Annotated in this window: 11 protein-coding genes and 1 pseudogene; 7 read left to right on the top strand and 5 right to left on the bottom strand. The window is 66.7% G+C overall.

All coding sequences use genetic code 11. From position 1 onward, the window contains the following. Window positions 1-68 precede the first annotated feature (68 nt). Complete coding sequence (locus F4X11_04975) at window positions 69-665, top strand: hypothetical protein (protein ID MYN64367.1); 597 nt, start codon at window positions 69-71, stop codon at window positions 663-665. Between the two features lie 151 nt (window positions 666-816). Here the strand turns inward: F4X11_04975 and F4X11_04970 are convergent, their stop codons facing one another. Beyond that, window positions 817-996 carry a hypothetical protein gene (locus tag F4X11_04970; protein MYN64366.1) on the bottom strand — a complete coding sequence of 60 codons (180 nt, stop codon included), beginning with the start codon at window positions 994-996 and terminating at the stop codon, window positions 817-819. A gap of 133 nt (window positions 997-1,129) precedes the next feature. Then, a pseudogene (locus F4X11_04965) lies at window positions 1,130-1,342 on the bottom strand (hypothetical protein). 339 nt (window positions 1,343-1,681) lie between these two features. Between F4X11_04965 and F4X11_04960 the strand changes: the two are divergent. The 5 genes from F4X11_04960 to F4X11_04940 all read left to right on the top strand — a co-directional run bounded on the left by F4X11_04960 (window position 1,682) and on the right by F4X11_04940 (window position 7,935). Beyond that, window positions 1,682-2,605 (top strand): tyrosine-type recombinase/integrase, encoded by a 924-nt coding sequence (locus F4X11_04960; GenBank protein MYN64365.1) that lies wholly within the window; start codon window positions 1,682-1,684, stop codon window positions 2,603-2,605. Beyond that, complete coding sequence (locus F4X11_04955; GenBank protein MYN64364.1) at window positions 2,602-3,555, top strand: tyrosine-type recombinase/integrase; 954 nt, start codon at window positions 2,602-2,604, stop codon at window positions 3,553-3,555. The genes F4X11_04960 and F4X11_04955 overlap by 4 nt, the downstream gene beginning before the upstream one ends. Further along, a complete protein-coding gene (locus F4X11_04950) occupies window positions 3,552-4,553 on the top strand; it encodes a tyrosine-type recombinase/integrase (protein MYN64363.1) in 1,002 nt (333 codons plus the stop codon). Before F4X11_04955 ends, F4X11_04950 begins: the two co-directional genes overlap by 4 nt. 972 nt (window positions 4,554-5,525) lie before the next feature. Further along, a complete protein-coding gene (locus F4X11_04945; protein MYN64362.1) occupies window positions 5,526-7,028 on the top strand; it encodes an IS21 family transposase in 1,503 nt (500 codons plus the stop codon). Next, window positions 6,988-7,935, top strand: a complete 948-nt coding sequence (locus tag F4X11_04940) for an AAA family ATPase (protein MYN64361.1) — start codon at window positions 6,988-6,990, stop codon at window positions 7,933-7,935. The genes F4X11_04945 and F4X11_04940 overlap by 41 nt, the downstream gene beginning before the upstream one ends. 768 nt (window positions 7,936-8,703) lie before the next feature. Here F4X11_04940 and F4X11_04935 read toward each other — a convergent pair. From F4X11_04935 to F4X11_04925, 3 genes are all read right to left on the bottom strand, one after another. Further along, window positions 8,704-8,922, bottom strand: a complete 219-nt coding sequence (locus F4X11_04935) for a hypothetical protein (protein MYN64360.1) — start codon at window positions 8,920-8,922, stop codon at window positions 8,704-8,706. Window positions 8,923-9,521: 599 nt separating this feature from the next. Continuing rightward, window positions 9,522-9,761, bottom strand: coding sequence for a hypothetical protein (locus F4X11_04930; protein ID MYN64359.1), 240 nt, complete (start codon window positions 9,759-9,761; stop codon window positions 9,522-9,524). A gap of 845 nt (window positions 9,762-10,606) precedes the next feature. Next, complete coding sequence (locus tag F4X11_04925) at window positions 10,607-10,897, bottom strand: hypothetical protein (GenBank protein MYN64358.1); 291 nt, start codon at window positions 10,895-10,897, stop codon at window positions 10,607-10,609. Window positions 10,898-11,333: 436 nt separating this feature from the next. Between F4X11_04925 and F4X11_04920 the strand changes: the two genes are divergently transcribed. Next, window positions 11,334-11,669, top strand: a complete 336-nt coding sequence (locus tag F4X11_04920) for a hypothetical protein (protein MYN64357.1) — start codon at window positions 11,334-11,336, stop codon at window positions 11,667-11,669. The last annotated feature ends 6 nt before the right edge of the window (window positions 11,670-11,675 follow it).

Below are 11,675 nucleotides of genomic sequence, written 5' to 3'. Positions count from 1 at the left end.
CGTCCCCCCGCAGATCGCCCTCAACCCACCCATACCTGTTTCAGGAGAGCCAGATAATCGATGTTGGGTTGAACTTCGACTTCTCGCGGAACATCAATGTCTCGGGGAACGCCATCCAGGCGCACGAGCGGTTCGGGGGCGTCGATTTCGACCGCCGCAACTACAACCTCTCCACCTTCATCAGCACGAGCCGCCTGTTCTCGCTCGGCGGCAGCTACCGGTGGGGGGACGAGATCTACTACATCGACCGGCGGAATCCGTACCTGGGGCGCGGCAACAGCGCGTCGCTCTCTGCTACGGTCCGGCCGGATCCGCGGCTCACCTCGCAGCTCGACCTCGTCACCAGCCGCTTCTTCGACGTCCGCAACGGCAGTCGCGAGGTGTTCAACGTGCAGGTGCTTCGGGCGCTGTCGACATTCACCTTCACCGACCGGCTGCTGCTGCGGAACATCACCGAGTACAACTCGTTCCGGGGCACGCTGGGGACGAACCTTCTCTTCACCTATCGCATCAACGCGCTGACCGTGTTCTACGTCGGCTACGATGATCACTACCGGCAGGAGGACCTGATCGACGTGCACGGTTCGCGGTTCTTCCAGTCGACGGCCTACCGGCGGACGAACCGCGCGCTCTTCACGAAGCTGCGGATTCTGTTCCGCTACTGACGCTCCAAGGAGCCCGTGCTCATAAGCCTGGTACCGAGAGCGGCGATGCGCCCGCGTGGCAAGGCGCGACGAGGGAGCATGTCGGGCATACTCGACCGAGCTGCGCGCCAGCCGGACCGGGCGGTGGCAGGCGCGTCACACTGCTGCTGACCTACTTCCGGGGTACCGGCGGGCTCGACAGCGCCACGACAAGCTGCGCAACCTCCAACTGTCGCGACACCGCGAGCTTGGCGAAGATACGTTCCAGGTGCGTGCGGACCGTGCTGTATCCGCGACCTGTCGTCACCGCGATCTCGCGGGTTCTCCGGTCCTCGGCGAGCAGGACGGCGATCTCGGCCTCGGTCGGGGAAAGCCCGAGTGCCGCCTACACGAGCCAGCGCGATCCTCGCCCGCTCCATCGGGTCGACAACCAGCACGACGTGACCGCCGAGGAGCAATGGGAGTGCGTATCCGCCCGCCGGACGTTACACGCAAACGGTAGGTCGGGGTAAGCACTCCAGGTTGAGGTATTGCACCCAATCGTCCATGAGCTGCCGCCGGCGGTCGAAAAGGTCGCTCCTCGCATACGCCGCTTCGGTCTGTTTGCGCACGACGTGCGCGAGTGCAGCCTCGATCACCTCTCGCGGGTGATCCGTCCGCTCGGAGGCTCAGTCCCGAAAGGACGACCGGAAGCCATGCGGAACGGCCCCGATCCCCAACTGTCAGGGAGCACGAAGAAGTGATCGAATCTGAAGCCGGGTCGCTTCGGACCGTGTTCTGAAGAAGAAGCAGAAGACAAGGCGGAGCGAATTCTGTTCTGGTCTCCCGGATGGGTTCCGAGCCGGACTGAGGTTGCCCCAGTAATGCGGAGCTCCGCATTACTGGGGTCATGCGGAGTTCCGGATTATGCGGAGTTGGTACGGATCCGCTCGCTCAAGTACCTGTAGAACCAAGGATTTGCGTCAGTTGATCGGTTGCCGAGACTCCGCATAGTCAGGATGCTCTTTCCGGCCTGATAGGCCGGAAAGGAGCATTCCATGACCGTTCCCAACTCGTGGACCCTCGACGCTCTGGTCGAGGCGTTCACCCAGCACCAACGACGTACGCGCGGTCTGCGTCCTCAGACTCTGCGTGGCCGCGCCCGGCTCGTCCGGATGCTCCTCCGGGCCGCCCTTGGTGCGGACCCGGTCGACCCCTCTCGCCTTGCGCCCGCCGATGTGGTGGCGTTCATCACGTCGCTACGAGGACGGTTCTCTCCTGGCTCAATGCGGACCGTGCGGTCGACGCTGCGGTCGTTCTTCCGGTTCTTGCGCTTCGAGGGCTTCTGCGGCGACGAGCTTGAGATCGCCCTCCCGACGGTCGCTCACTGGCGGCTTGCCACGCTGCCTCGTTCGCTGACCGAGCAGCAGGTCCAGCAGGTGCTGGGATCGTTTGATACCCCAACCCCGTGCAGACAACGGGACCATGCGATCGTCCAGTGCCTGTCGACCTTGGGGCTGCGGCCCGGCGAGGTGGCCGACTTGCGCCTGGACGACATCGACTGGCGCGGCGGCACTATCGAGGTGCGCACCCGGAAGAACCGTCGTGGCGCCATGCTGCCGCTGCCTCGCGCCGTGGGCCAAGCGTTGGTCGACTATCTGAACGGCGAGCGTCCGGCCACTGTCGAGCGGCGCGTGTTCGTGCAGCACCTGGGAGTTCGCCGCGGCACGCCGATCTCAAGCACTGGCGTCTCCGGTGTCGTGGCGCGCGCGTTGCGCCGCGCGGCGGTCGACGCGCCCCTCGCCGGGGCCTACGTCTTCCGGCACACCGTGGCCAGCCGCATGGTGCAGCAGGGAGCCAGCCTCAAAGAGGTCGCTGACGTGCTCGGTCATCGCAGCGTCGATACCACGGCGATCTACGCCAAGCTCGATCTGCCGAGGCTGCGTGAGGTCGCGCTCCCCTGGCCGGAGGTGCTCCGATGACGCTTCCCAGCTTCCACCGCCTGGTCGACGATTACCTGCTCACACGCCGCGGACTGGGCTTCGACCTCGAAACGCCCGAATGGCAGTTGCGAGACTTCGCCAACTACGCAGACCGGATCGGTCACAGCGGCCCCCTGACGATTGAGCTCGCCATCGAGTGGGCGCAGTCCTCGCGGTCGAGCAATCCTGCGCAGGCCGTACGCCGGCTTGCGGCACTGCGACAGTTCGCGCGACACCGCGCGCTCTTCGACCCGGCCACCGAAGTGCCACCGGTTGGGCTCCTGGGACGCATCGCGCGCCGCCCTCCGCCCCACATCTACTCCGAGGCGGAAGTGGCTGCGCTGCTGCAGCGGGCAAGCCACTTGTTGCCTCGACACGGGCTGAGGCCCGCCACCTATGTCGCGTACTTCTCGCTGCTGGTCTCGACCGGCCTGCGGCTCTCCGAGGCCTGTCGCCTCGCGACCAACGACGTCGACCTCGTCAACGGCATCCTCACCATTCGTGAGACCAAGTTCCGGAAATCACGCCTCGTACCGCTCCATCCGACCACGACCCAGGCACTGGCCCAATACGCCGACCGCCGTAACGCGTGTCGCGCCACACGCCGGTCGGAGTACTTCTTCTGCACCGAGCGTTCGCCTCGACTCACCCGCGCCGCCGTTGAGAAGACGTTCAGCCGGATCAAGCAGCGTCTGGGCTGGAACGGACACGGGCGCACGGGCCCACCGCGGATTCACGACCTTCGCCACACCTTCGTCACGCGTCGACTGCTGTGCTGGTACCAAGAGGGCGCCGATGTAGATCGCAAGATCCTGGCCCTCGCGACCTATCTCGGCCACGCCAAGGTCACCGACACCTACTGGTACTGCACCGCCGTTCCGGAGTTGCTCGCCAGCAGCTCGCGCCGTTTCGAGCACTTCGTCCAGCCAGACTCGGAGCGCCCGTCATGACGACCCTCGAGCGCGCGTTCCCCGCTCTCCTGCAGGACTTCTTTCACCGGCGCCTCGTCGCACAACGCGGTGCGAGCGCCCACACGATCGCCAGCTACCGCGACACCTTCACGTTGTTTCTCGAATACGCCGCAGAGCGCACCGGACGGACGCCCTCGGCATTGTCCTTCTCGGAGCTCGACGCGCCCATGGTGCTCGGCTTCCTCGACCATCTCGAAACCGAGCGGGGGAATTCCCCGCAGACGCGCAACCTCCGTCTCGCCGCCATCCGGTCCTTCATGCGCTACGCGTCGTTGCGCGAGCCAACCTTGCTGCCCGTCGCCCAACGCGTCCTTGCGATTCCCGTCAAGCGTTTCGACCGGCCCGTCGTCGGCTACCTTTCCCGTGAGGAGATCGCCGCGATCATCGACGCGCCCGACCGATCCACCTGGAGCGGTCAGCGCGACGCCGTCCTCTTCGCCGTGCTCTACAACACCGGCGCCCGCGTCTCCGAAATGATCCGGCTCCGCATTGCCGACGTGCTTCTCGAGCGGGCCTCCTCAGTGCTTCTGCATGGCAAGGGTCGCAAGGAGCGTGTCGTCCCGCTCTGGAAGAGCACCGCCGCGCAACTCCGCAGGTGGCTTCCCCGGATCGACAGAAATCCCGACGCTCCTGTCTTTCCCAATCGTGCAGGCCGACCCTTGTCGCGCTCCGGTGTCGAGCATCAACTGCGTGTCGCCTGTCGAAAGGCCGCGGAGCGTTACCCCTCACTTGCGACGCGACGCATCTCGCCCCACACGCTGCGCCACACGACCGCGATGCATCTGCTCCAGTCCGGGGTCGACATCACCGTCATCGCCCTCTGGCTCGGCCACGAGGACACCGCCACCACCCACCAGTACGTCGAGGCCGACCTGGCCATGAAGGAGGCTGCGCTCCGGCACGTGGCGGATCCTGCACCTGAGCCACTCCGCTTCACCGCCACCGACCGCCTCCTCGATTTCCTGGAAGCGCTCTGATTATGCCGAGTACTGGTCCAGCCGACCGCCCATGTCCACGCGGCCCGCCGTACCAACTCCGCATAATCCGGAACTCCGCATGACCCCAGTAATGCGGAGCTCCGCATTACTGGGGCAACTCCAGACATCGGTGTTGGTCATGCCCCGGTCCGGGTTACCCTCGCGAGACGGAACGGCCGTGCTGGGCCGGACGGTGTGGTCGACGCCGAACCGGCAAGGGCGTTCCGTCGAGCGACCACCCGAGTGCCGCGGAAGGCTCGTCTGGCGCACGCGGCGACGGTGGGGCGGTCGGTGTCGGTTGTTGCGCCAGACGAGCCTGGAGGCGGCGCTATCGCGCGCGTGGACCACGTCCCGGATGGGCGTTGATGCTCGGCCGCGCGCGAATCCTCCGCGACCTCTGGGCTGGCGAGGTTCCACTGCAGTCGGATAGCGTTGAAGCGGACTCAAGCGTGGGGGGGTGAGGGCCCGGGATAGAGCCGGACCCTCGTGACCGTCCCGAGCTCCGACAGACCGAGCCGGTCGCCGTTGTTGTGCCACGGCCGGCGCGGCGCTGTCCAGTCGGAACTCGCTCCGCGCGCTCCGACGCCGTGGACCAACCGTTACGCCAGAAGACCTGCCGATACTGTAACCGCCTGTTCGCCATCTGTGCGGCGTGTGATCGCGGCCAGGCCTACTGCACGCCGCGCTGCCGGGCAGCCGGTCGTCGCCGCTCGGTACGGGCTGCCAGGGCGCGACATCAGCAGAGTCCCGAGGGCCGTCTCGACCATCGCGACCAACAGCGCGCCTACCGCGACCGCCGCCGCCGCGTGATGGATCAGTCTTCCCCCGTAGCGCTGCGAGCGACCAGACTCCCCGTTCCTGACGCCGCCCCGGTTCAGGCCCCCGTTCCCACGCGTTGCGTGGTCTGCGGGCGGACGAGCCGGTGGCTGGTTCCGATGCGCGAGCCGCGCATCGCGGGGGCAAGGAGGAAGGATGATCACGCCCGCGCAACGGGCCGAGATCCGGCGCCTGTACTACGCCGAGCACTGGAAGCTCGGGACCATCGCGGCCCAGCTCGGCCTCCACCGTGAGACGGTCCGCGCCGCGGTCGAGCGCGAGTCGCCAAGCGTGCATCCCGGCGTGTGGCGGCCCAGCATCATCGACCCGTATCTGCCGTTCATCCGCGACACCCTGACGCAGTACCCGAATCTGCGTGCCACGCGGATCCACGAGATGGTGCGCCAGCGTGGCTATGCCGGTTCGGTCTTCCCCATACGCAAACTCGTGCGGCGCCTGCGCCCCGAGACCAGCCGCGCCGTCTACCGCCGGGTCGTCACCCTGGCTGGCGAGTCCGCACAGGTCGACTGGGGCTCGTTCGGCAAGGTCCGCATCGGACAAGGCACACGCACCGTCTCCGGATTCGTCATGGTCCTCGGCTACTCGCGGGCGCTGGCCGCGCTGTTCACCCTCGACCAGACGCTCGAGAGCTTTCTCCGCGGGCACGTCGCCGCCTTCGGGGCGCTGGGCGGCGCCGCCCGTAATCTCGTGTACGACAACTTGCGCAGCGCCGTGCTCGACCGCCGCGGGGCCGCCGTCCAGTTTCATCCCCGCCTGCTCGAGCTGGCCGGGCACTACCACTTCGCGCCCCGCCCCTGTACGCCGGGACGCGGAAATGAGAAGGGCAAAATCGAGAGGAAAATTCAATACCTGCGCCACGCCTACTTCGCCGCCCGGCCCTTCCGCGACCTCGACGACATCAACGCCCAGTTCCGGCGCTGGCGTGACGAGGTCGCCCACCGGCGGCCGCATCCCGACCAGCCCAACCGCACTGTCGCCGAGGTCTGGGCCGAGGAGAAGCCCCGACTGCTGCCGCTGCCCGCCAATCCCTTCGAGACCGACCTGATGCGCGCCGTTCGCTCCGGCAAGACCCCCTACATCCGCTTCGACCGTAACCTCTACTCGATCCCCCACACCCACGTCCGCAAGCCGCTGACCCTGGTCGCCTCGGCCACCCGCGTCCGCATCCTCGACCAACAGACCGAGCTGGCCGACCATCACCGCACCTACGACACCGGGCTGACCGTCGAGGACCCCGCCCACCTGGAAGGCCTGCTGGCAGCTACCCGCCAAGCCAACGTCCACACCACCCGCGACCGGCTCCGAGCCGCCGTCCCCGCCACCGCCACGCTCTTCGAACGAATCGCACAGCGCGCAGAGGCACTCCGACCGCACGCCACCCGACTGCTCGCACTGCTCGACGATTACGGACCCCAGGAGTTGGCCGCCGCCGTCGACATCGCCCTCGAACGCGACGCCCTCGGCGCCGGCTCCATCACCTACATCCTCGAAACCCGACGCCGACAGCGCGGACTCAAACCCCCGCTCCGACTCACCCTGCCCGACCGGCCCGGACTGCGTGACCTCGACGTCCGGCCCCATGACCTGGAGACCTACGATGCCCTCGGACAGAGAAACCCTGACGACGCTGGCGACTGACCTTCGTCGCCTCGGACTCAACCGCACCGCCGACGAGCTGAACGACATCATCGCCCAGTCCACCCGCAAGCGCTCGAGCCCTACCGTCCTGCTCGAGCACATCGTCGCCGCCGAGCTCGAGGAAAAACAGCGCCGCAGCGTCGAGAGCCGGCTCAAGCGGGCCCGACTCGGACGCTTCAAGCCGTTCGCCGACTGGGACTGGGACTGGCCCACCGCGCTGGACCGGCCCGCACTCGAACGCATCCTCACCCTCGACTTCCTCGACCGCGGCGAGAACGTCGTCATTCTCGGCGCGCAAGGCTTGGGGAAAACCATGCTGGCGAAGAACATCGCCCACCAGGCCGTCCTCGCCGGACACTCCGCACTCTTCACCACCGCCGCCGACCTGCTGCTCGACCTCAACGGGCAGGAGACCGCCCGCGCACTCGAACGCCGCCTGCGCCACTACACGCGCCCGGCGATCTTGTGCGTCGACGAACTGGGCTACCTCGCCTACGACGCACGCGCCGCCGACCTGATCTTCCAGCTCGTCAGCCGCCGCTACGAGCACCGCTCCCTGCTGATCACCACCAACCTGCCCTTCAAGAACTGGGACACCGTCTTTCCCAACGCTTCGTGCGCCGTCGCCCTGATCGATCGGCTGACCCACCACGTCGAAATCCTTCGCATCGAAGGCCGCAGCTATCGTCGCCGGGAGGCTGAACTCAGCCAGCAGGAACGCAATCGCCAGCGTCCGGCTCACGACGAAGCGACCGAAATGACGCGATCAGCCGGATCGTCCAAGCCCAGTCGACGGCACTTCAGAAATGATCACTTGTTCGAGCTCCCCAACATTCACCCACCTTCTGCAACTCGGCGGGGGCGTCTTTCTTCATCGAGGTGCGCTTTCAGCATCCAGAGGCGCTGATGACCAGTGATGGGTCGGAAGGTTCTTCTCCGTCTCCCCGGAACGTCGTGGCCGCCCAACGTACCGCCATCTCTCCGTTTCGCCAGCGGCTGACACGCCGCGTGTGCTGACGGATACCCGCGTGCAACGAGTCGATGACGGGTGTCGTCGTCAGGACGCCTCGGGCGCGGTCTCCTTGATGACGACGGTTGTCACGACTTGGCCGCAGCGTGGCGGCGCGGATCGACTACCGCGTGTCGAGGTTCGCGATTTCTGTCCGCACCTCAGCCAAGCCCGCCTTGAACTGCTCGGAGGTGGTCACCGTGTTCGAGGCCATCGTGGATCGCCTTGGCGATGACTTCGGCTTGATCGCGGGCGACGCCCTCGCCGCGCCCCTCGGCGACGAGCACGCGTTCGCGTCACATCCCGCAGGCCTCCTCGGCCCGCCAGGGCGACGCCGCTGGCGACAAGCGCGAGGTAGGGCACGAGCAGGATGCCGCTCGGCGAGCCGGAGGGCGTCTGAGTTTCACCCGGCAGGGCCGGACCCGCGCATGTGATCAAACATGGGCGAGTTTCCCGGTAGACGGCCGCTCTCGTCCATTCGTAGCCCCAAAAGCAGGTCCCGGGTCGACTTCGAAGCTCTGAGCGACGCGGTTCCCCATCGGGTTCGGATCTCGTAGTGCGGCGCGCTCACGATGTCGAACTGCGCGACCCTGGTAACCGTCAGCTCATCTCGTACCCGCTCGGTGACCTGCTTCAGAGGGAACGGGTCCAGCGGCCTGCTGGTATTCAGCGGAAGCGGTGCACGAGGTCGTCCCACCATTCGCGCCGCCAGGTCTCCCAGACGGCTAGACCCTCCGGCGGCACCACCTTTCGCAGTCGCCACGCCCACCAGTGGAGGCGCAGCTCCTGGTCGGGATACGACGTTGGGATGTCATCGGCGTAGAACGCCGGGATCGTCTGGTCCGCGGCCTGGTAGCCGAAGGGGCCGTGCAGTTGTTTCCACATGATTTCGATCACGGCTCGGTCGTGAGTTGCGGCCCACACCCTCTGCGGATACTCCGCGGCCGGGTGCCCCAGCCTTGCCAGTGCCGGCCGTGCGTCGCGGAGCCCGCTGCGGCCAAGCAGGTCGAGCAGGGGTCCGTACCCTTCTTCGTTGGTGACCTCGGGCCAGTTCGGGGGTTGGCGCGTCTCTCTGAACCACCCGTTCCCGCTGCCGCAGCAGCGGCAAGATTTGCGCTTGCAGGGGAGATCGAGCGCTCGCTCTGCGGTGATGTGCATCCGCGGGCTCGTTGGACCGACCTCGATGGGAATCGTCGGATTGTAGGTTTTGCTCATCGTCCAGCCCTCGTTCGACCACGGGGGTTGGTCGAGACGCGGTGCGCCAACATGGATCTGCCGGTCAATGATCCGCTGTGCCGCAATCTGGCATTCACCTACCTGCGGACATCCTGAGCGACGAGCAGTGGGAGCTCGTCGCTCACCTGCCGCGTAGGGTTAAAGGGCACTGCTTCGGCCAGCGTTGGGGAGTAATCCACGAAGCCTGCTTCGGTGGGTTCAGCGCTCCTCTGAAGGCCGACCGCCACGGTGGCAGTCACCTGATCCCGTCACAGCGCCCGCCGCCACCGGGCGACGTCGTCCGCGTCGGTCGACAGCATCCGGAAGCAACGCGCCGGACGGCCGACGACGTGGTAGTCGACCGCACGCATCGGCTGGCCAGCGCCCGAGAACGCAGTGAACGCGTTGACCACCTCGACGAGGCCGCCGTTGCCGTCGTGCAGCCGATCGCCGATCCGCGCCTGCGTCAGGCGCAACGGCCGGGGCGGTGAGGCAGGCTCGGGTGCCACGCCGGCGACAGTATCACGAAGGGCGGGAATCCGTTCATCCCCTCTGTTCGGCGACCAGCACGGGCTGCCGATCCGATCATCGACGCGCGCCTCGCCGACGGCTCTCGCGTGGCGGTGTGCAGCCCGCCCGTGGCGCCGGCGGCGGCATCACGATCCACCGCTTCGGCGGCTGGGCCTTCACCATCGACGAGCTGACCGCGAAGGGGTCGCTGCCGGCGGCGGGCGGTTGTCGATGAGACCGCGGCCGTGCTCGGCGGCGGGCGCAACGTGCTGATTCGACCGAAACGTCCTGACGAATACGTTCGGTGTCCCGGCCGTGCCTGGGCACGCTGTTGGGTCTGCCATCGGCGCTGCAGAGTACCCGGCCGGACACGACGTCTCGCTCCCGGAGATCACGCGGCGGTGGTCAGCAGCCCACAACAATCCTTGCCGAAACGGCTGCGTTGCTCGGGATCATCGACGTGCTCGACAACAGCGACGGTACGACGAGATACGTCGCGAGCATCACGAAGGGCGGAATCAGATTTCCGGCGGCGCCAACGCCCGCGTGGGCGCGGGCGTTGATCCGACAGATCGAACAGCACCGCCCGGCCAGATGACGATAACCCGGAGCAGCGACGAGGAGTGGCCTCCGCACCAGACTCCACCGTTGGGAAGCGCCGGCAGATCCGCCTCGCGGAATGATGAACGATAAGAGGACGCTGGCGGCGCTGATGACCAAGGGCCAGCCGAAGGAAACGCTGTCCCGGATACGGCCGGCGTTCCGCAGGCACCTGCGACCACAGACGAAAGACCGGGATCGATCGGTCGAGTCGATCCCGGTCCGGGAGTTTCGCGACGGACAGCTAGACCCGCGACGGCCCGTAGATCGGCCCGTAGATCGGCCTGTGGGGACTGGCCACCGGATCGTACGTCATCTCGACGCTCATGGGTTTGTCACCAGCAGCACGCGCCAACTGCACGAGTACGGACTTCAGGATCGCCTCCCACCGGCGCCGTTCGAAGACGCGTGCCACCTCGGGATCGTCGGTGGGCTCGACGTCTTGGAACAGCAACACCTCGTGTCCTTCCATCGTGAGCGGCATATCCGCCACGAACTTCCGGACGGTTCCATTGACTTCCCGATCTAGGTCCATTGTTCGTTCGCCTTTCCGACGCAACGGACTGGCGGGCCATCCGCCCAACACCGCGTGCATCACTCAGCAGTATAGCGAGCGGTGGTCGCCGCACCAGCCGACGAGTTGAGAGTGCGTGCACGCTGTCGAGCACGTGGCGTAGCGTGTGGCTCGCCGCAACCCGACGAGTCGAGCGACCAGAGCCCCGGCAACTGCTCAGTTGCTGACGCGAACGATCAAGTCATGTGCCGTCCAGGGCGGTCGTCACGATACGGCGGGCGGACTACTTCCCGCAGGGGAGCCGGGGTGACTCCGGCTCCACGAGAAGGCCACAAGCGTCATGGCATCCCAGCAGACCATCGGGCGACCGAGGCGCTCGAGGACCACCTCGTTGGAAGAGGCCGACCGGCGACTGATGTGGCTGGACCAGTGCAACGGTGAGGGAAGAAGATACTCGATGACCTCCATCGAGATCCGAGGCGTCCGCACGCACAACCTCCAGGGCATCGACGTCGACGTTCCGAAAGTACCGGCTGGTGGCTTTCACGGGCGTGAGCGGCAGCGGCAAGTCGTGCTCGTGTTCGACACCATCTGCACGGAGGCGCAGCGCGAGCTCGTCGAGACGTTCAGCACGTACGCCCGCCGGCCGCCGCAGCTCACCCGGCCGCCGCTCGATGCCATCCAGAACATCTCCCCCTGCATCGTGATCGACCAGAAGCGCCTCGTAGCCAGCAGCCGCAGCACCGTCGGCACGGTCACCGAGATCAACAACTACCTCAAGATACTCAACTAATTATCT

The organism is Acidobacteriota bacterium (assembly GCA_009861545.1).
GTDB lineage: Bacteria > Acidobacteriota > Vicinamibacteria > Vicinamibacterales > UBA8438 > WTFV01.
Note: the sequence above shows the minus strand (reverse complement) of the source record. Positions and strands in the feature narration are given on the sequence as shown.